Annotated in this window: 18 protein-coding genes, 1 pseudogene and 1 riboswitch; all 19 genes and pseudogenes read right to left on the bottom strand. The window is 52.0% G+C overall.

Translation table 11 applies throughout. The features are described from left to right. Positions 1 to 269: 269 nt before the first annotated feature. Positions 270 to 1,441 (bottom strand): annotated as a pseudogene (locus GXX34_12185) (glycine betaine/L-proline ABC transporter ATP-binding protein). Between the two features lie 13 nt (positions 1,442 to 1,454). Beyond that, positions 1,455 to 2,306, bottom strand: coding sequence for a proline/glycine betaine ABC transporter permease (locus GXX34_12190; GenBank protein HHW08266.1), 852 nt, complete (start codon positions 2,304 to 2,306; stop codon positions 1,455 to 1,457). 29 nt (positions 2,307 to 2,335) lie between these two features. Beyond that, positions 2,336 to 3,346 carry an ABC transporter substrate-binding protein gene (locus tag GXX34_12195; GenBank protein ID HHW08267.1) on the bottom strand — a complete coding sequence of 337 codons (1,011 nt, stop codon included), beginning with the start codon at positions 3,344 to 3,346 and terminating at the stop codon, positions 2,336 to 2,338. An 836-nt stretch (positions 3,347 to 4,182) separates the two neighbouring features. Next, positions 4,183 to 4,953 carry an ABC transporter ATP-binding protein gene (locus tag GXX34_12200; protein HHW08268.1) on the bottom strand — a complete coding sequence of 257 codons (771 nt, stop codon included), beginning with the start codon at positions 4,951 to 4,953 and terminating at the stop codon, positions 4,183 to 4,185. Continuing rightward, on the bottom strand, positions 4,950 to 6,005 hold the full coding sequence (locus GXX34_12205) for an iron ABC transporter permease (protein HHW08269.1): 1,056 nt from the start codon (positions 6,003 to 6,005) through the stop codon (positions 4,950 to 4,952). The genes GXX34_12200 and GXX34_12205 overlap by 4 nt, the downstream gene beginning before the upstream one ends. Before the next feature lie 6 nt (positions 6,006 to 6,011). After that, the gene (locus GXX34_12210; protein ID HHW08270.1) at positions 6,012 to 7,103 is read right to left on the bottom strand and encodes an iron ABC transporter substrate-binding protein; all 1,092 of its coding nucleotides are present in this window, start codon (positions 7,101 to 7,103) and stop codon (positions 6,012 to 6,014) included. Between the two features lie 19 nt (positions 7,104 to 7,122). Further along, entirely contained in the window at positions 7,123 to 7,650 is a 528-nt protein-coding gene (locus GXX34_12215; GenBank protein ID HHW08271.1) for a formylmethanofuran dehydrogenase, read from the bottom strand. 28 nt (positions 7,651 to 7,678) lie between these two features. Further along, a complete protein-coding gene (locus GXX34_12220) occupies positions 7,679 to 8,491 on the bottom strand; it encodes a class I SAM-dependent methyltransferase (protein ID HHW08272.1) in 813 nt (270 codons plus the stop codon). Between the two features lie 758 nt (positions 8,492 to 9,249). Then, the gene (locus GXX34_12225; GenBank protein ID HHW08273.1) at positions 9,250 to 11,010 is read right to left on the bottom strand and encodes an ABC transporter ATP-binding protein; all 1,761 of its coding nucleotides are present in this window, start codon (positions 11,008 to 11,010) and stop codon (positions 9,250 to 9,252) included. Next, complete coding sequence (locus GXX34_12230; GenBank protein ID HHW08274.1) at positions 11,007 to 12,740, bottom strand: ABC transporter ATP-binding protein; 1,734 nt, start codon at positions 12,738 to 12,740, stop codon at positions 11,007 to 11,009. Before GXX34_12230 ends, GXX34_12225 begins: the two co-directional genes overlap by 4 nt. A 73-nt stretch (positions 12,741 to 12,813) precedes the next feature. Further along, entirely contained in the window at positions 12,814 to 13,800 is a 987-nt protein-coding gene (locus GXX34_12235) for an ABC transporter substrate-binding protein (GenBank protein ID HHW08275.1), read from the bottom strand. 35 nt (positions 13,801 to 13,835) lie between these two features. Beyond that, positions 13,836 to 14,612, bottom strand: coding sequence for an ABC transporter ATP-binding protein (locus GXX34_12240; GenBank protein HHW08276.1), 777 nt, complete (start codon positions 14,610 to 14,612; stop codon positions 13,836 to 13,838). A 20-nt stretch (positions 14,613 to 14,632) separates the two neighbouring features. Then, complete coding sequence (locus tag GXX34_12245) at positions 14,633 to 15,658, bottom strand: iron ABC transporter permease (GenBank protein HHW08277.1); 1,026 nt, start codon at positions 15,656 to 15,658, stop codon at positions 14,633 to 14,635. Positions 15,659 to 16,132: 474 nt separating this feature from the next. Then, positions 16,133 to 16,525: a hypothetical protein gene (locus GXX34_12250; protein ID HHW08278.1), complete on the bottom strand. Its 393-nt coding sequence runs from the start codon at positions 16,523 to 16,525 to the stop codon at positions 16,133 to 16,135. After that, positions 16,515 to 17,141, bottom strand: a complete 627-nt coding sequence (locus GXX34_12255; GenBank protein HHW08279.1) for a cobalt transporter CbiM — start codon at positions 17,139 to 17,141, stop codon at positions 16,515 to 16,517. The genes GXX34_12250 and GXX34_12255 overlap by 11 nt, the downstream gene beginning before the upstream one ends. An 82-nt stretch (positions 17,142 to 17,223) precedes the next feature. Continuing rightward, entirely contained in the window at positions 17,224 to 17,922 is a 699-nt protein-coding gene (locus GXX34_12260; GenBank protein ID HHW08280.1) for a hypothetical protein, read from the bottom strand. Between the two features lie 119 nt (positions 17,923 to 18,041). Then, positions 18,042 to 18,285: riboswitch (cobalamin riboswitch) on the bottom strand. Between the two features lie 92 nt (positions 18,286 to 18,377). Further along, a complete protein-coding gene (locus GXX34_12265) occupies positions 18,378 to 19,580 on the bottom strand; it encodes an MFS transporter (protein HHW08281.1) in 1,203 nt (400 codons plus the stop codon). Between the two features lie 199 nt (positions 19,581 to 19,779). Next, positions 19,780 to 20,775, bottom strand: coding sequence for a radical SAM protein (locus GXX34_12270; protein HHW08282.1), 996 nt, complete (start codon positions 20,773 to 20,775; stop codon positions 19,780 to 19,782). A 79-nt stretch (positions 20,776 to 20,854) separates the two neighbouring features. Next, a complete protein-coding gene (locus tag GXX34_12275) occupies positions 20,855 to 21,169 on the bottom strand; it encodes a hypothetical protein (protein HHW08283.1) in 315 nt (104 codons plus the stop codon). Positions 21,170 to 21,298: the final 129 nt, after the last annotated feature.

The raw sequence follows: 21,298 nt of genomic DNA on the forward strand, positions 1-21,298 counted from the left end.
AAAATATCATAACTGATTTAACTCAGTTATTACCTTCACTTCAAGTTCAATCGGCTCTATCGAGCCCTATAGCGCTAGGCATGTGCTCCATTCCACTGTTCAGTTTTCAAAGACCTGCTCCTTACGGCGACAAAGCTTATTCTACCACGCCGGGTCGCCTTGCGTCAACCCTTTCTTGTCGCCAATTTCTGCCGGCCATTGTGAGCCGACGGTGACTATCTTAACACGTCCTCAAATACTTGTCAACCCTTCAAAACAGAAAACCGTGTTTAAACAAGGCTGGACAGCACCGAAACCCGCGGTATGATCCCCAATAACTTCTGATCCTCATCCAGTACGGCGATGGGATACTTGCTTTCCGTGGCGATGGGGATCAGCTCTTGTACATAAGCGTCAGGGTGAGTGGTAAAATAGTCTTTCTTCAAGATATCGCCCAGCCTTTTGTTTTCCTTCAAAGCTTTGATGGCATCGTCAATAGTCACCAATCCCTGTAGCCTGCGTTCGTGATCCACCACAAACACGCTGGAAATACCGCTTTGCTCCATCTCCTGAATCGCAAAGGCCAGACCGTCTTTAAGGGATACTAAAGTCGATGGTCTAAACATGATGTTTTTGGCCTGCAAAACCTTGGAACGATCTATATCCCGGACAAAGTTCTTGATATATTCATTCTTGGGATTAGACAAGATCTCTTCCGGGGTTCCTATTTGCTCGATAATCCCGTCTTTCATGATGGCTACTCTATCCCCAAGTCGAAACGCTTCATTAATATCGTGGGTGATGAAAATAATAGTCTTTTTTACCTTGGCCTCTAAATCCAGCAGCTCCTGCTGCATTTCCCTTTTGATTAACGGGTCTAAAGCGCTAAAGGGTTCATCCATCAGGAGAATGTCGGGATCATTGGCCAAAGCCCGGGCCAACCCCACTCGCTGCTGCATCCCGCCGCTAAGCTCATTGGGATAACGGTCCTCCCAACCGGTCAAGCCCACCGTAGCCAGGGTTTGCCTGGCGATTTCGTATCTTTCCTTCAACGGTATGCCCCTTATCTCCAAGCCGTAAGCTACGTTATCGAGGACCGTCCGGTGGGTAAACAACCCAAAATGCTGGAAAACCATGGCTACCTTTTTTTGGCGAAACTCTCGAAGCCGGGCCCGATCATACTCTACAATATTCTCCCCGTCAACAATTACTTTTCCTTCCGTGGGACGGTTAAGGAGGTTAAGGCAACGAATTAAAGTGGATTTCCCGCTGCCGGACAAGCCCATGATGACGAATACTTCTCCTTCGTTGACCTCAAAAGAAACATTATAGACCCCTACGTATGCCCGGTATCCCGGAGTATTTTCTCTTTAGATGCCCCGCGTTTCACGAGAGGCAGGATAGCTTTAGGGTTTTTGCCAAATATTTTCGTTAGATTTTCAACTTTTACTTTCGGGGCCATGTTATCCCCCTTCCTATTCCGGATACTTAAAGCGTTGGGCGATCCCCTGCGTCATGCGGTCAATAATGATCGCCAGGAAAACGATACTGATCCCGGCTTCAAAACCCTTGGCAATATCGATATGCTGGATGGCCCGCAAGACTTCCAGCCCCAGTCCGCGGGCTCCAATCATCGAACAGATTACGACCATGGATAGGGCCATCATGGTTGTCTGATTAATGCCGGTCATAATGGTGGGCAATGCCTGGGGAAGCTGAACTTTGGTCAATGTCTGCCAACCGGAGGAACCGAAAGACAGGGCGGCCTCCACCATTTCTTTTGACACCCGGCGAATACCTAAATCGGTCAGCCGCATAACCGGGGGAATAGCATAAACGGTGGTAGCAAAAACGGCAGGCACCTTACCCATATCGAACAGCATTAACGCCGGGATCAAATAGACGAAGCTGGGCATGGTCTGCATGGCATCCAGGACCGGGCACATCACAGCATTAAACCTGTTACTATAAGCCATAAGGATCCCCAAAGGAATGCCCAACGCCAAAGAAATAGCAACCGAAGCCAATACAATGGCAATGGTCATCATCATATACTCCCATAAGCCAAAGGCACCCACCATGAAAACCAGAAAGGCAAAGGTCAGTCCTGCTCTCATGTTTCTGAGTTTCCAGCCAAGGAGAAAAATGACCAGCAAGAACAACCACCAAGGCAACCAGAGCAGGAATTTTTCCATGCGAACCAGAAACCACAGTATTCCACTGGAGATAACATCAAAGAGTTCCCCGAAATCCCGCATCAACCATTTGATAAACATGTCTATATATATTCCGATTTCCCACCTGATTGTCTCAGGAAAACCGTTCATTTAGCACCAGTCCTTTGCTGTAAAAAGCCTTAGAGAGTCTCTTTAACTCTGGCGGCAACTTCCGCAGGAACCCAGCCGGTCCAAAGCTCCTCATGCTCTGCCAAAAACCACCTGGCCGCCTCTTCGGGACCTACTTCATTTTCCTGCATGTAAGCCAGGGCCTCGTTGGTCAAGGCACTGCTGGTTTGATAGTTTTTCAGAAACTCAGCCACCTCAGGTGCAGTCTTGGGCACATCCTTGTGGACCACTACTGTACAGGGAACTGTGGGGAATTCACACCGGTAGCCGTTATTCCACAATTCATCACTGTAGGGTTCATCAGCCAGTAGAGTCATATCCAGAAGACCCATAATCCAGGTGGGTTCCCAATAATAGCCTAACCAGGGCTCACCGTTCTCGTATGCCCTCAACATGGATGTAGCCAAGGCCGCATCTGAACCGGGATTATAATAGTTGTAATACTTATCCAACCCATAATTGCGCACTTTTTCTGCCAAAATGGTATCTACTTCCCAACCCGGTATTGCTCCAAAAATCCGTCCCTTGGTCGGTTCCTCGGGATCCTTAAACAGCTCCCAGTATTTGGGCAGATCGTGAATGGAATGCAAATCAGGGGCCAAAGGCTCAATCCCCCGTTCCGGGTCCCCTTTAATCAAGTAGGTGGGCACATAAAGTCCCTGAACATTGTCGTCAAAATTAACAGATAGCTCAATCACATCACCGCTGGCAACGGCCGGCTCGTACAGCTCTTTAATATTGGAGGTCCATGCCTCCATGTAAATGTCAATGGTACCTTTCCTCAAAGCGTCAAAAGTAATCGGTGTGGAGCCTTCGATGATTTCCGTCGGGTACCCGTACCCGTTCTCGATAATGATTTTTGCTACGTAATTGTGGAACTGAATACTGTCCCAACCGGCATCAGCAAAGACCAGCGTCTGTTTCTCTGCCTCCCCCTGCCCCCTCTCCTGCTGGCCGCCACATCCTGCCACCAGCACCAGCAGCAAACCTATGATCAATACCAAGACATTCCATCGCTTCACTCTGTTTCGCAGAACCAACACTTTTTTACATACCCCCCCCCCAAAAAAAGTATTGACATCATGACTATACGAGTTCCCAGCCGCAACAAGACTGAAGGTTATATCACTATAGTCAGATGTCTGTATTTCTCTTTCTATACGTAACGGCCACAGCCCTTTAAATCATCGGATTTTTTTCTTGGTAATTCTTTAAAAAAATTTTTTTGAGCTTTGCTATGGTATATGGCCAACTGCGTTTTTGTTAAGAACTGACGTTTGGACGGATAACACGCCATACAGACCAATGAAACAGAATTTGCGGCAGATATCTCACCGGACGGAACCTAGGATAAAAGGTATTTCAGCCATGCAGCTTTGTTCCGTAACAAAAGTAGCTGAAAACTATAATCATAGGTAACAGTGCCGAGCCTAACAGAGCCCAGCAGGTGACACCGGATGTATGGCCGGCTGCGGCTTCTTCAGACCAAAACTGTCACTGTCAATCCGCCTGAATTCAAAGTCAACGGTGCCACCTCCAGCTTATTTCATTTCATACCCATTGCTCCTCCTTAAAAAACCCCGCCTGTTTATGGCGGGTAATTTATCAGTTGGCACCTCCTCCATTCCGAAACATATGGCTTTTGGCAATGAAAAAGCTTGGTTGCCTCCTGAACCAAGCCAAATAACGATCTTTTTAGCAAAACACTTTCGCCTTCTCAAACGGTACCAACTGCTGTCGTTCTGACAGCTTTAGTTACAGTATTAATTATGCATAACGGAAAAACCATTTGAGCCTCCTCATGGAAAAGGGGATCGGCGGACTTTCCCCTGGGCGAAAAGGGTGGCTTCTATTGTCTCTAATGATTATTAGGAGTAGGAAACGGAATCACAACTTTGATACCGTTTAACTCTTGCACAGTTACCGGAATCCCGTAGACTTCATGAATGGTTTCGGCCGTCATGACTTCCATCCCACCGTAGCGGAAAATCCGGTTATCCTTCAGGAATAAAAACTTGTCACAATAACGCAGGGCAAGGTTTAGGTCGTGAATAATCAAAAGCACAACAATTTGCTCCGTCCTGGCAATTTCCCGGATAATGCTTAATACTTCATACTGGTTGCAGAGATCCAAATTGCTGGTGGGCTCATCTAACAGCAGCACCTGCGGCTGTTGCGCCAGGGCCCGGGCCAGCATGACTTTTTGCAATTCCCCTCCGGAAAGCTCATCAATATAACGCAGGGCGAAATCCTCCAATTTCATGCGCTTAATAATTGATTCGACAATGCGAAGGTCCTCCTGGGTAGGCTCAAATTTAATATACGGCTTGCGGCCCAGCAGAATAGTGTCAAATACCGTAAACCTGTCTCCCCCATGGTGCTGGGCCACGTAAGCCAGGCACTTGGCCACATCGTTGCGTTTGAGCTTCCGGGTATTTTGCCCGTTGACATAGACTACTCCCTGCTGAGGTTCCAAAATCCGGTTAAGGCATTTGATTAAAGTACTCTTGCCTGCCCCGTTGTTTCCCAAAATGGCGGTGCATTCACCCTTGGAAGCCTGAAAATCAATACCGGTTAATATTGGTCGATCCTGCCTATAGGAAAAGGACAATTCTTGCACCTGGATCATCTTCTGGTCCCGACCCCCTTGAACACAAGATAAAGAAACAAAGGTGCACCGAGAAAAGACGTTATGGCCCCAATCGGGAGAACCACCGGAGCCACTACCAGCCGGGCCGCCGTATCGCTGGCTACCATTAGCAGTGCTCCCATCAGGCCCGACGCCGGCAGCAAATACCGGTAGTCATTGCCGATCACCCGCCTCATCAGGTGAGGCGCAATCAGCCCGATAAAATTGATAATACCGACAAAAGAAACGATGGTGGAGGCCGTCAGGGAACCGATCAGCATGCCCAAGAGGCGGAAAGCGGTTACGTTAACGCCAAGTCCTTTGGCCGTTTCATCGCCCCCTTGCAAGGCGTTAAGATTCCAGCGATTAAGAGCGTAATAAACGAAAGATACGGCCACTATAACGGCCATAATGATTATTTCCGTCCAGCCGGTGCGGCCTAGATCACCGAAGGTCCAAAACACTACCGCCGCCACCTTTACATCGGCGGCAAAATACTGCATGAGGGTGGTGGCGCCGGCAAACATGCTGCTTAGAGCCACTCCGGCCAGGATCATGGATTCCGGGGTAACCCTTCTGAAGTAGGACAACCCAAGGACGATCAACGTAGACAACATAGAGCTGACGAAAGCACAGGCGCTGATGATATACGGGTTGATAATGGTGATGCCGTCCAAAGTTTGATTCTGAATGCCGGCCCCCAAAACAATGATGGCAAAGGAAGCGCCGAAAGCTGCCCCTTGGGCAATGCCTAAAGTAGATGCGGAAGCCAACGGGTTTTTCAGCAGGCACTGCATCGCGCAGCCTACCGTGGCCAAACCAATTCCCGCCAGCATGGCAGTGAGGACCCTGGGCAAGCGGTGGTTAAAAACGATAATAGATGCTTGTTTGCTGCCGCGGCCTAACAGGGTAGTTATGACCTCTTGCCAAGAAAGACCGGCAGAACCGGCACTAATCGCCAGTAAAGCGGCCAGGGCCACGGCCACCACCATCAGCAAAATGAACAGCTTTTTGTAACGGATATAGCTTCCATACGCTGTCGTGTGCTTCATCCCATTCTATTCTCCTAGGGTGATCTGCTCAAATCTCATACCATCCCGGGCCAGCCGGTCATAGAAGGGCTGACCCAACAGGACGGTAAAGATCTCGTCCGCTTTCTCAACCGGATCGATATCGGTAAACCTTTCCGGATAAATCACTTTGCCGGCATAATAAGCATTGGCAATGGCGATCTCCATATTGGTCCAATTGTAATTGTAAGATATCTGCGTATAGACTTGGCCGTTTTGCACTGCTTTCAGGCTCTGGTAAAAGGCTTTGTTCTTCCCATAGTGGTCGTTGACGAGATCCATATTGGTGGGATTAAGAAAGATGATATCCGGATCCCAAACAATCACTTTTTCCAAGTCCACTATAAACGCCCCTTGTTCGCCGGTTTCATCGGCCACGTTCTTGGCATGAATGGCGGTCAAAGGGGGATAATTGGCATGGGTACCTTCAAAGCCATGGGCGCCCCGGAAGCTCACGGCCCCCACATAGACCGTAGGTTTTTCCGCCTCGGGAATGTCCCGGGTCCGGCGATCCAAATCGGCCTGGCACTCTTTAATAAAATCAATTACTTTGGCACTTCTCTCCTCCGTACCCATGACTTGGCCAATCAATGCCAGGGCAGCATAAAAACTTTCGTCAAACATCCCTTCCGGGTAGATGCCGATGGTAGGAATACCGGTCTTTTCCGCCACGTTCTTAATCGTATTCTCATCGGTTAAGCCGATAATTACATCCGGCGCCAGGGTCACCAATTCTTCGATATAGGGCGTATCGTTAGCACCGCCGCTCCCCACGGAGGGAAGGTTCGCAAAATGCGCGGCATTGACCACGGAATAGGGCATCGCCGCGATATTTTGTTTATCCATATCCGTCACGCCCACCAACTTGTCCGCACACCCGGCGTAAGTGAGGATGCGGGCGGCCCCCCCGATGGCCGCCACGGTCTCAACTTTTTGCGGTATTTCTACCTGCCTGCCAAAGGCATCCGTCACCATGCGGGTTTCCCCGGGAGCAGGGGCAGGCGTCGAAACATCGGCAGCACATCCACCCAAAAACAAGGCCGTGACGAGGATTATCCCGAGCACCTTTTCTTTGATCATTTTGCTTTCCCCCTCTTGCCTACCAGCCTCGCGAATAATCTTTAAAACAGTCAGCACATACGGTCTTGCCGTCTTGCAGGCGCATCTTGTGCTCCGGTGCCCCCTCGCCGCAGACGGCGCAGGTGACGGTCGGAAAAATCTTAGCCTTTTCGGGTAGGTCGAATTTGGGTTCCGAAAAAGAAAAGATTTCGTCCACAGGGGCGTTTAACAAATACTCCTGCCACTCGGCCCGATCCATATCCGGACCCTTTTGTCCCTTGAGATAAACACGCAGTTTTTTCCCGGTCTTGCGTTCAAAGAAGGAAAAAGCTTGTTTTCCCGTCCCCCGGTAGAGCAAGTTTCCTTTTCCTAAAGTACAGCCGAAAATGGCCTGAACGGCATCCACCCCGCAGGCGTCGTTTTCCGTCACACAGACGATTTCTTCGTCGGGGGAAAACCCGATCTGCATTTTTTCCATGGCGGCTTCGCAAGCCTTAACGCCAATAGCCAGTCCCGGGCACTCATGCCCGTGAAAAGCAACGGCTTTGTCCCACAACTGCTTCCTCATTATTGATGGCCTCCTTATTCCCGGATATTTAAACACGCCAGTAGATGGTTGTGACCGTAGTATTGACCTCTTCATATACCAGCCCGTCTTTGGCAATGGATTGCAGGTATTGTTTTATCCTTTCCTCTTCCTCGGGAGAAAGGTCACGATATGTTTTCATCCTGTTAATATACAGGCCGTATGCCTGTTCCAGGGTCTTTTTCATCTCCCAACGCTGCTGTTCGTAGTCAAGATAGGGTAGCCGTCCCTGCTGCCATAACAACGCAAAGGCATACAGGATGTCCACATCGCTGCTTTCATGTTTTTCCTGGATACCGACCAGTTTTCTAATTTCATCCGATACCGGATCGGTACGACGGGTGGGTTTTGACCACACACACCAGCCCCGGCTGGCCTGGGAAAGCTTTAGAAAGGTACCGGCACTTTGGACCGCCGGGGTCAAACGCGCTATAACAAGATCAAATTTCCCTTCCCATTCCTGCTTTTTTAGGTCCAGTTCATGCCAGTCGGCCCATTGAAAACTGGCATTGGGTATATTTTTTTCCGCCGCCTTTTGTTTTGCTATTTCCACCATAGAGGGGGAAAAGTCAATGCCAACCACCTCTTTACAATGTGCTGCGAGGGCCAGCGCGTATTGCCCGGTGCCGCTGCCCACATCCAGCACAAGAGAATCTTGATTAAACATGTGGTGCTGCTGCAGCAGCCGCAAAAAGTGGTCATCCTCGAAGGTAGGTGCCTCGTGCTCGCCAAAGCTTTCCGCCATGGAGTTCCACATAGCAACACCGGCCTGTTTGTTTTGGTTTTTCAAAGACCATTTTTCCAAAATCTCTTCAACTGTCATTTCATCCCTCCTCACTAAGGCCAGAAAAACAAAAAACCATGAAAGTCGCTGCCTTCATGCCAGCATCCCTTCATGGTTGTTTTTCCTTCATATTTGTTTGTTATCCAAAGCTGACTTTGTCTATTATCCGCCATAGAATCTAACGGTTCGGAGCTCCATGCTCCCTTTCACAAACCTAATTTATCATATAATTCTTACAATGTCAACAAGTGGGCTACCCTTGCCAAAAAGCTTTCCGGAAAGCCCCGGCTTAGGGCTTGATATAGCAACCCCTCACAGGGACCCTTTTCCCACAAAAAGCCCGCCGGGAACCAGCCCAGCGGGGAGAAGGGGGATGAAAGAAGGGGGTATATTTTAAGTTCTGTGCCAATAGAACTTAAAACCAAAAACAAAAAACCACGAAAGCCCCTTTACTCCTGTAAAGGACAGACCTTCGTGGTCTTTATCGTTCCCAGAGTCACACTCAAAACAGCAAGAAAGGGTCTTTTTGACCCAAATGGCCTCCAAACTCCGCTAGCATGTATTCTACTATTCTACACCGTTTTAGGAAATCCTGCCCGCATGAAAGAACTTTTTTCTAAGCTCCATGATGCTGCAGCATCTCCTGTTTTTCCCCAATTATAACTATTTGCTTTGGTCTAATAAGGAATACCACACCTATTTTGGCATGCCGGGTCCACGGGGATCCTGCTGCTGAGTTCGCCCTGGTTCAGCTTTTTCCAGAATACGAGGAAAACGGGAGAATTAAAAGAACGACTTCAACGTGACGGCAAGTCAGGTGAAGCCAGCTGGGACCATACCAGCGTTCTGTAAAGCCCGTCCTCCTTGACCAGTTCGTCATGGGTTCCCACCTGCACCACCTGGCCTCCGTCCAACACCACAATTTTATCCGCGGCCATGATGGTGGACAACCGGTGGGCAATCACCAGTATTGTTTTACCCTTAAGCCGTGTTTTCAGTGTTGCCTGGATATACCGTTCATTCTCGCTGTCCAGGTTGGAAACGGCCTCGTCAAAGATAATGATCGGCGTATCTTTTAGGAGCACCCTGGCAATAGCCAAGCGCTGCCGCTGCCCGCCCGACAACCGGAAGCCCCGTTCACCCACAATGGTATCGTAGCCCTCCGGCAAGGCAGAAATGAATTCATGCGCCCGGGCGGCTTTGGCTGCCGCTTCCACCTCCTCGTCCGAGGCATGCCTTTTGCCCAGGCGGATGTTTTCCCTGACTGACGTATGAAACAGGTAAGGTTCTTGGGGGACAGCGGCAATCATCTCCCGCAGGCCGGCCAGGGAGAATTCCCGCAAATCCCTGCCGCCGATTTTAATCTGCCCGGCCGCCGGATCCCAATAACGCAGCAACAGGTTGGTGCAAGTAGTTTTCCCTGCCCCGGAGCGCCCAACCAGGGCCACGGTTTGACCCTGCTCCACGGTAAAGCTTACACCCCGGAGCACTTCGCCGGATTCCTCATGATACCCGAAGGAAACATTGGCAAATTCAATATCGTATGACCGGCAAGGGCCTCTCCCTTTTCCTTCATCCCGCACCGGGGGAGCTGCAGACAACACCGCCTGTATTCTATTGGCGGCGGCAAAAACAAGCCCCAGGCTCTGGGAAACGGTGGTCACCTCCAAGACGGGGGAAAGTACCATGGCTGAAAGAATCACTGCCACCGGATACAGGGCAAAATCGATTTTCCCGGCTCTCACCAGGCCCGCCGCTATAGCCATCACCGCCACGGTGAAGCATCCCATGGACACCTGGGCCAACAGGCTTTCCATGCCCTGCCGTCTTCCGTAGTTGTACTGGGCGGCATAAAGGTCTTGCATGGCCCGGTGGTTTCTCTCTTTATAGCGTTTTACACTGTTGAGAGTTAGGATTTCCCTCAGACCCTGTATCCCTTCAATGGTAATGGCGTTGGCCGTCGCCATCTTTTCCCGCACATCAAAGCCCTGCTCCTCCGCCTTTTTCTTCATCAGGTACGGGACCACACCAAGCACCACGGCGATGACCAGCATCAGCACAGCCAGCAGCGGGCTGATGTTGACCAGAACGGCAAATATTACCACGGTCACAATGATGGCTACTATAAAAGCCCCGAAAGTATGGGCCATGAACAATTCCAGCACCTCAACGTCGCTCACCAGGGTCTGGCCGAGCCGGCCCGTCTGTTCCCTCAGCAAATAGGCAGGAGCTAGGGCCTCAACCTTATCATATAGTGCCAGGCGAAAGTCCCGGATGGCCCTAAAGGCCACATCGTGCCCCAACCACATTTCACTGTAATACAGTACGGCCCGCAGCACAATACAGGCCAGTAGAAGGGGAAACAGCACGGGAAACCCTTCGGCCAGGCGCTGCTGCATCGCCAGGCCCACCATATAAGAAGTTAAAGCGGCAATACCGATCATGGACATATACTTGAGAAACGAGCTGGCAATGGTGAGCAGCATTTCCAGGGCGTAGGGCTTCATGGCGGCTACCAGTGCTGCCAGGTTCCTGGCCATATTTCCTTGTCTATTCATTCCGTCGCCTCCCGCTGCGCCGCAATCAGGGCCGCATAGATGCCGCCCCTGTTTAATAAATCCTCATGCTTTCCTTCTTCCACCAACCGGCCCTCATCCAGGACCAAGATCCGGTCCGCATGTTGGATCGTGGAAAGCCGGTGGGCGATGATGATGGTGGTACGGTCTTTAGTAAGTGTGTTCAGAGCCGACTGGATAAGCCTTTCGCTTTCCGCGTCAACACTGGAGGTGGCCTCGTCCAAAATCAAGATCGGGGCGTCTTTCAACACAGCCCGGGCAATCGAGATGCGCTGCCGCTCGCCGCCGGAAAGAGTCATACCCCGTTCCCCCACCACCGTCCTATACCCGTCAGGGGTTGACATGATAAAATCGTGGGCATGGGCCGCTTTCGCCGCGGCGATAATCTCCTCCTCGGAGGCGTCCGGTCTGGCCATGCGGATATTGTCCGCAATAGTACCGGTAAACAAAAAACTGTCCTGAAAGACCACGGCTATCTTGCTCCGGAGATATGCAAGGGAATAATCCCTAATATCCACCCCATTTAACAAGATCTCCCCGGAAGTCGGATCGTAGAACCGCAGTAACAGGTTGAGCACCGTGGTTTTTCCGGACCCGGAACGTCCCACAATCGCCACCGTGGAACCGGGACTAACGGAAAAGGATACATTCTTTAAAGCTTCCGCTCCTTCCCGGTAGGAAAAACTAACCCCCCGCAGCTCGATAGAAGGCAGGCCCCGGTCCAAGGAACCGGTATCACAGTGGTCCTTCTCCTTCACATCCGGCTCCGTATCAATGAACTCAAACAGTTCCTTTGCCACCGACAAACCGAGAAAGCTGGCATGCCACTGTTGGTTCAGTTCCAGCATCGGCCGGGCACACTCCGCCGCCAGGAACAGGAAGGCGGTGATGCCCGTAACCGGCATGATGCCCAGGTCGGCCCGCAAAGCTGCCACCACTACGGTGACGCTGGCCACCACGGACGTAAGCACCAGCATCAAACCGGAATTCAGCAGGGATATGCCTGTATTGCGTATGGACTGTTCATAAAACCTCGTGGCATCTTTTTTGAGTTCCATCCCTTTTTCTTGGGCCGCATTTAGAGTTTTTAAAGTTGTAATCCCTTGCACGGCGTCCACATACTGGGCCGTCAAGACCGAATAAGCACTCCAGTAATTGACGATATGGCGATTGATTAAAGGAACGGTAAGATAAGGCACCACCACGCATAACATCATGGAGGCGATAACGATTAACCCCGACACAGCATCAATCCGGCACAGGAAGGCACCCACCACCAGGCCGGAAAGAGCCACCGTTATCACCTGCGGCACATAGTTCACCAGAAAGGGTTCCAGGGATTCAATCCCATCCAAGGCCAGGGCGCTGATCTTGCCGCTCCGCTTGGCGCTTAAATACCCGGGGCCTAAATCCATGATCTTGTCCAATACCAGCAGCCGGAGTTTTCCTTTGATCTTGGCTCCCATCACCTTGCTGTAACTCTCCAACGCTAGAGAGACTACTCCTCGCACTACAATCGCTGCCAGAGCGATTGCCAGCAGCCATACTATATCTTTAAACCCACCGCCTGCCCATACCGCCGTTACAGCCATGGCCATCACAATAGCTTGCCCGATATATGTGGCACTGAGCACCAGGCATAGAAACACCTTGATCGCAATTTCCCGTTTTATCTCCGTAAGATAGCGGAGCAATCTCCAGTAGACACCCATGTCTTATCTCCTTTATCGCCAAATAACAGAACCCTCCCTATTTACGGGAAGGTTCGTTTCTTTCTTAATTATATTATTGAAACAGCTCCGGGTAAAACCCTTGCGCCAGCCTTTCCACGGTATACGCCATCCGGTTGCCGGGCAGCACGCTTTCCAGTTCGATGATGACAAAGCGTTCATTCTTGACACAGTCCAGCTGGGCCAGAGTCTCATTCGACTTGATTTCCGCTATCTTCTCTTCCACCGAAGGGGCGTCATAGTCGTGGATGACGATCACATCCGGTTCGCGGGCCAGTACCTCCTCGTAACTGACGGTAACCCAGGCCTTGTCGGTAATATCATCAAACAAGTTTTTCCCCCCGGCCAGGCTGATGAGCAGGGATTCAAAGTTGATCCCGCTGCAGGTGAACACACCGTTATTACCGCTGTCATACACCAGCACCTTGGGCGCTGCAGCACCGCTAATCTTTTCCTGAACGGCTTTAATGCGGGCTTTTTGGTCTGCCACAAAGGCCTCCGCCTGATCCTCAATGCCGAAAATCTTCCCAATATCCAAAATTTCCTGGTACTGCTGCTCCAGGGTGGTGGCTGCATTCATATAGGTGGTAATACCGTATCCGGCCAGTTCGTCAATATCCAGCCCGTCTCCGCCAAACTCCCAATCGATACCGTAAATGAAATCCGCGCCGCTGGAAATAACGGCCTCTCGGGTGGCAGAGCCATAAGTGAGCTCAGGGATGCGAGCATAATCCTCCGCATATTCCGGCAGCGGGCCGCGGCTGTGATTTCTCAGGCTGTGGCCAACAATATGATCCGTGAGTCCCAGGGCAATAAAAAGCTCGGTGCAATTGGGACCCAGGGTTAAGACTTTTTGCGGTTTTGCGGCTACCACGACTTCCCGGCCGTAATTATCGAAGGTCATTGGGTATCCGGAAGCGGCGGGGGCATCCGCCTGGGAGGGGGTCTCCGGAGTCCCTGGGCCGGCGGGTTTTCCGCATCCCGCCAAGAGTAAAGCGAGCAACAAAACCAGCAGCATGGCCGGCATCAATATCTTCTTCATGTTGTTCCTCCTAACAGTTATAATGGAGAATTCCCTTATGCCCCAACACCGGCGGGGATAAAAGTGATAGATACTTTACCGGTAATTGGATGGATGACCGTGTTGCAGCGGACGCCAAAGACCTCAAAGATGTTTTCCGGGGTGAGCACCTCTTCCGGCGTCCCGTGCAGAACAATCCTGCCTTCCTTCAGAACATAGAGGCGGTCACAGTAGAGGGCTGCCATATTTAAATCATGAATGGCCGCTAGGACTGTGACCCCCAGCCGTTTAACCAAATCAAAAATCTGCAACTGGCAGCTGATATCGAGATGGTTCGTGGGCTCGTCTAAAATGAGAAAATCACTTTCCTGGGCGATAACGCGGGCTAAGATGACCCGCTGCTTTTCACCCCCCGAAAGATGCATATAGTTGCGCTTGGCCATTTTCTCCATCCCCAGGTAGGCCAAGGCACGGCGCACCACCTGTTTGTCCCGGGCATTGTCAAATTCAAACAGCTTCTTGTGGGGACTGCGCCCCATGGCCACAACTTCTTCCACCAGAAAATCAAAGGGAACTTCATTTTCCTGTCCCAAGACTCCCAGTTTAAGGGCTGTTTCCCTGTGGCTCATGGTCAGCAGGTTCTCCCCGTCGAGGGTAACTCTCCCCCCGTCTGGCACCAGTGCTTTGTAAATATTTTTTAATATGGTTGATTTCCCGCTGCCGTTTGGACCGATCAGCCCTACGAACTCTCCCCTGTTTACATGAAGGCTGACGTCGCTGACAACGTCGTTTTCACCGTAAGAAAAGGTTAGATTTTCAATCTGCAGGCGCATTGTTTTCCTCCCTTCCAAATCTATTTCCGTTCCTGGGTCTTGCGCTTGAGCAGCCAGATAAACAACGGTCCTCCGATAATCGCCGTTAAAATACCGACCGGTAATTCCTCCGGGGCTAAAAGCATCCGGGCAGCCACATCGACCCAGATAACCAGTATCCCCCCCAACAGAGCCGCCACCGGTAAAACCCTCCGGTGGTCACCACCGACCAGGAGGCGGGTGAAATGGGGAACCATGAGACCGACGAAACCGATGGAACCGCTGACGGAAACCGTTACGCCGGCCATGAGGGAGGCGACTAGGACCAGCAGCTTTTGCAGCCGGGGTACATTCACGCCCAGGGCACCCGCACTCTCGTCCCCCAGCAGCAGGAGATTGAGGCCGCGGAAATTGATCATGAGTACCGCGGTGCAAATAAGCAGCACGGCCAGGGGCAGCTTCAGGTAGGCCCATCTCGCTCCGGCCAGGCTGCCGGACATCCAAAAGGTGGCGTTATGCAGTCCCAGGGCATTGGGGGCACTCAGCGTAATAATCCGCGTGAAACTATCCATGATCATGGAGATCACCACGCCGGAAAGCAAGAGCTGGGTGATGTTAATGCGCCCCCGCACACGTGAGATAGTATAAACCAGGATAATGGTCACGGCAGAACCAATAAAAGCACTGATGGCCAGCGAGTATGTACCGAGGAATGAAAACACGCCAAAGAGCATCCCCAACGTGGCAAAAGCGGCGGCACCCGAGGATACCCCCAGAATAAAGGGATCTGCCAGGGGATTTCTCACCAGGGCCTGCATGGTCACCCCGGTGACGGCGAGGGAGGCACCCACGACGAAACCGAGGCACACCCTGGGGAGACGGAGACCGAGGACAATATTTTGATCAAGCTGTTCCCAAGAGCGCGGTATTAACTCCCCCAATCCCGGCAGGCGGCTCAACAGTATTTTTGCCACCTTTTCAGGCGCCACGGTCACAGGACCTAAGCCCACGCCAAACAACAGCGAAATAACGGCTAGAATACTTAATACAGTCATGATCAATCCCATATTGGGGTCGGCGCGGTTAAATGCTCTTCTTAAAAAGCCGGGCTTTCTCATCAAATGTCATGTCTCCTTTGGGATCAATGCCAGTGCACGCTGGGATAGTTTGCTACCTTTTGGACAAAAAAACAGCCACCGAAGGGAACAAAACCAACGGTTTTATCCAACCTTCGTGGCTGGGTTGTACAATGGGGCCATATTGGTTTAACCGCAAAAATTATGTTTTATGATTTATGATAACGTGAGGTGCCGTTCCTCTGGCACATTTGACTTTCATAGTCAAAATTTTTATGCAAATTGATTATACAAAAAGACTTTGGTATTTGTCAATGACACATTTATTCCACCCGTATCACATAGCAGGAAGCCATTCTTCCATCTCAAAGAACGGCCGGCCTGGCCTGCGCTCCTCTTTAACCCTCCGCCGGGGACGGAGCACAGGGCAATCTACTCCCTGTATTGCATTTTCCCGGCAACCTGCTAGGCTTTTTTCTTTTTGTTGAAGACAACGGCAATCACGGCGGCCACAGCAGCCACAGCCGCCACCACAGGGCCTTTCGGGATGGCTCTTTCCTCCGCTCCTTCCGTATAAACCGCCCGGTGGCCCATCCCATCGCCGGCTACGGCCCGGTAAACGGCCAAGTTTGCATCAAAATGGTATTTGCCTTCCTCATCCACCAAGCCTCTGGCCAACTCGCGGCCCTCTTGGTCATAAAGAACAACTTCCGTCCCGGGTGAAAAACCGCCCCCGTCGTACTCCACCCGGAACACCCCCGGCGCTTCCAGTCTCAACGACATGCCATGAGCATAGGCGACACCGGGAATGAGCAGCACCAAGGCAATTAAGTAAATACATAATCTTTTACTCAGCACCGGCTAAATCTCCCCTTCCCGCAAGAATCCAGTCAGGTTTGTGTTTTGCTATGAACCTTACCGCAAAACCGGTAATAATTCCCTCCACGGCCACCAGGGGCAGGTGGCCGGCGACCGCTATTTTCGCCACGGAGAAATCCCCTTGGGCAAAGCGGGGATCGGTCATGGACAGGATAAGGATTAAAATCACCACCGTCATGACCACCGACCATCCGCCGGCTATTCCTCCCCGGAGAGCAGCGTTTTTGACAGGCAGGTGGCGGAACAGCAGATACGACAAGTAACCCGGTATGGCCAGCAGGACGGTGTTGGCACCTAGGGTGGTTAAACCCCCATGCCTGAATAATAGAGCTTGCAACAATAACGCCGGGAAAAAAGCCAAAGCCGCTCGCCTGCCCAACAAGATGCCGATTAACCCGCATAGCAAAGGATGCACGGAAGTGGGAGGTACCGGAATGGAAATCAGGGATACCCCAAAAAAGGTCGCCGACAGCAGGCTGATTTTCGGGATATCTTCATCCTGGATGCCTTTTAAGCCAACAGCTAACCCGCCCAGCGCCGCCGCTGACGTTACCGCCACCACCGGAGTACTCAATACACCGTCGGCTAAATGCATGAACACACCCCCTTGATCCGGCAGGGCCGGCTCCCCTCCGCTCCCGGCGGGAAGCCGGCAGCTTCACCCTCTAGCTGCCGGGCTATATTTTCCCATCAATAATCAGGACGACGGTGAGAACTGCAATCCACAAGGAAGACTTGATCACCAGTTCCGGAGGCAGCCTTTTATCGCTCTTCTCCCGGCCCTCAAAACCCCTGGCTTGCATAGCTCGAAAAACTCTCTCCCCATGTTCGCTGCTCTTGAGGAAGAAACCGCCGATCCATTCCCCGAAAACACCAAGGTGCGACCATCCCCTCCTTTCATACAGCCCCCGGCTGGCCAGAGCTCTTCTCCCTTTTTCGATGTCTTCGTACAGCATGTGAAAGTACCGGAAAGTAAGCGCAAGGATCCGGTTAAAAACCGGAGGTAACCCCAGCTGCAAAACGCCTTCTACCAGGTATAAAGCCGAGAACCTGGCTAAAACCGTCCCTAGCAGAATAGAGGAGATCAGGATCTTGCCGGCAATTACCAGCACAAAATCCACTTCTCCCAGCGTACCTGTGAGCAGGTAACTAATTGCTTGAGGAGCCAGGAGCAAGATAATAAATGGCATCACCGGCTTCATAAACCTGGGGACATATCTGTCCTCTGACACCATGAGCGAATAAATGATGACCAACACACCGGTTACAACCAGCAGCCGGTAAGTACTGATAAAGGAAATGTAAAACAGGACAATAAATAAGCTGACCACAGTGGTCTCCGGGCTGTTTTTTCTCCCGGCGGCAATACGGCTCATCTTCCTCTTCCCCCGCAAGCGAAAAAAATGAAAAAGCCCGGCTGCTTTCCACAACCAGGCTTTACCGTTCTCAAGACACAAGAACAACACCATTGGTACCTGACCTTTCCACGGAAGGCAGCGCATACCGGCACTTAGGCAGGTCTCCTGACTCGTGGATCATGGCTTGTGCTTTCGCCTTCCCATCCGGTACCAAAAGCCGTCCCGCTGCCGGTTTTCCCTACAACAGGCCGTTCTTTCAGTCCTAGACAGTGGCATGCTGAAAGCCGCTCCCCACTCACAGTGGCCGGACCGTCCGGGATTCTCACCCGGTTCCCTTTTCATTCCTGCATACACAGGAATACCTAAGTGCTTTCCTATGCAGTTGTCTTGAACTTATCATACTCCATCATGTATTTTTTGGCAACAGTTTTTTGCCGCTGCTCAGGACCCGTTGAAAACACCGGAGCCGGCGGCTAACCCTCTTTTTCCACAGCGGGAGGAAGGGCGAAACCTTTCGTACCCGTGAAAAATACAGGCAGGTAGCCCAGCAGGAGCACAGCGTAGACCACGAACAGATTCGGCAAACCCCACAGGTCCACGAAAGCGCCGCCCACCAGGGGACCCACCGTATACCCGATGGACCAGGCGGTATTATTGAAACCAATGGCTGTGCCATAGCCGGCACTGCCCTGTTTTTGATTGATGGCGTCGGCCAAAAGCGGGGCGATGGGTGCCGTGGTCAAGCTGTAGGTGATCCCCAAAACTGCCATGGCCAAAAAACACCAGGCTACGGATGAGGCCCGGGTAAACAAAGCAAAAGCGGCGGCTGTGGACATCAATCCCATGCCAATGGGAGCTACCCGCCCCACCAGATCCGACAGCCTGCCAAACAAGGGGTGGGCCACCAAAGTGGTCACGGACATGGCGGCGAACAACCAGCCAATGGTCGTCGATGTGGCCCCAAAACGTTCAGCAAAATAAGCCGGCAGCAAAGGATCGATAAAGCCAAATCCCATGGAGGCCAAAAGCATCACCCCACAGCCCACCGTCAAAACCCGGTTGCCCAGCAAAAGTGATAGATGGCCCCGCTCCGGCTGGGGTGCCGCCACCGTATGCCTGCTTTGCGGTTCCCGGATCACCCAAATGGTCAACCCCAGCACCAGGACCGTAACCGCCGCCGAAAGAATAAAGGGAGCCGCATAACCGCCCCAATCGTAAAGGAATCCCCCTACCACCGGCCCGAATAAGAAACCAAAGCTGTTACCCATCATCGCCAGCCCCATTTTCCCGCCCCTTTCCCGGGGAGGAAACATGTCGGCCAGCAAAGCCGGTCCCACCATCCAGGTAGCAGCGGCGGCGGTGCCTTGCAGCAATCTAATCAAAGTCAACGCCCAAAAGGACTGGGCAAAAATAAAGGCAACGGTGGATAAAGTCAACCCCACCATTCCCCCGACCATCACTTTCTTTCTGCCCCACCGGTCGGACATAACCCCCAGGGGAATGGACAGCACCAGAACGGCTGCCGAATACACCGCAAACACGATCCCCGTTTGGAAAGAGGATAAGCCCATCACCTCAGCATATAAAGGCAGCACCGGGACGATGACACCCCCGATGAAGCTGTCCACGAAAATGGTAAGGGCCACCACCAATAACGCTTTATTCTGATAAGTCATAAGACCTCTCCTTATTGCCCGGCAGCGCTGGGACGCACCACAAAAGCCATCTTAGATAACTATACAATAGTCCACTGCTGTAGAAAAGGCCTGGCTGGCTCCACGGGCGGCAGGAGAGGTCTTCAACCTGTTGGCTTTTTCCGGCCCATACCTATCCCCCTGTCTTAGCCGCCAAAACAGGCAGGCTCGCGGCAATCAATTACCCGGCATACATCACCGACGGCCCCTCTAACACTTCCCACCCGGCTTCCCGGTAGATTTCCCGGATTTGCTGCACGGTACAGCCGCGGACGGTGCTTTCTTCCGTGTCCCGCGGGTTGGCACCCATTTCCGCCCACAGGAGATTGGCGCCCGCCATGGCTCCGATCTGGTTGGGCTCGTGGGTACAGTTGCCGACCACATCATAGCCCGTAGCCAACCGCACCGCCGCCAGGATATGGGCCATGCGAGCATAGCTTACCCAGCCGTGAGGCTCCAGCGGGGATCCGGGGATAGGGATCCGGCGACCTGCTCCGCTGTAACCAGGTTTCATGTCAATGGTGATAAAGGTTTTTTCCACCAATTCATCCAGGGTGTGTTCCGGACCCACGGGCTCTAAACAGGTACCGATGCGCAAACCGGCTTTCCGGGCGGCCGCCACCGTCGCCAGCCTGGTCTTGGGGTCAATCCTCGTCACAACCCCTTCGCCTAACCGCACCGCATGGTAAATGCCGTCAAAACCGGCTTTTTTCAAAGCTTTGGCTCCCTCTTCATCAAAATCCCCCACATTGGCAACCAGGGGCACACCCGTTTTGAGAGCTTGCCTGACTTCCCGGCCGACGGCCAGGAATTTTTCAAAACTATAAGTAGCAGTTGCCATCAGGTAAATCGCATTGGCACCGTCGGCTTCAAAACGCAAGCACATGTCAATGACTTCATCCAGGGAGCGCTCACTGGATTGCTCAAAAACTCCGTTTACGGCGGCAAAGGAGCAAAACTGGCAGTTCTTGGGGCACAATCCCACATTGAGCCCTACTTGGGCATGGATTTCCGCTTTGCCCTTTGAGGCTGCCGCGCTCATTTTCCTGGCAGCGTATTGGATCAAATATGCTTCTTCCGACAGGTAATCAACGGCAAAGAGGGCTTCCAGTTCTGCCGGCGTCAGCTTACCCCCGTCCAGGGCTTTGTCCACAATTTGTCCGATGTTTTTGTCCATGAATCTCTTCCTTTCTAATATTGATCTTCCGGTTAAACCGGCACCGGATGCCAACCACCTTTATGACCATCCTCTCCCGTCACCCGCAGGCATAAGGCAGCAGCGGCAGCCACGCCGCCGAGGGAACCGGCCCCACCAGCTTCAGCACGGGATCAAGCCAGTACTTGCATGCCTTGCTCCACCCGATCAGGATGCCGGAAACAAACCCTACTACCGCGCCCAAGAAAATACCCGTGAACAGGAGCTTCATGGAGGCCACAAAGCTTTCCGCCACAACGTCTAGATTGTTCAAAAGGGGCGCCGTGATTTTACCCGGTCTGGGAATAAAAGGCAGTAACAACCGGCCCGTTTTGCGGGGGGCCAGGTCCAGCGCTTCAACCAGACCAAAGCCCAAGGACAGGTCATTTCCATCACGGTCTTACCGGTTGAAACACTTGTGTATCAACGCTTTAGCCAGTTTCTTATCGTTATTTGTCTTACCGGTGGTTTGTCACCTAAACCATAAGCAAGACTTGTGCCAGTC

This window comes from Clostridia bacterium (assembly GCA_012840125.1).
GTDB lineage: Bacteria > Bacillota > DULZ01 > DULZ01 > DULZ01 > DULZ01.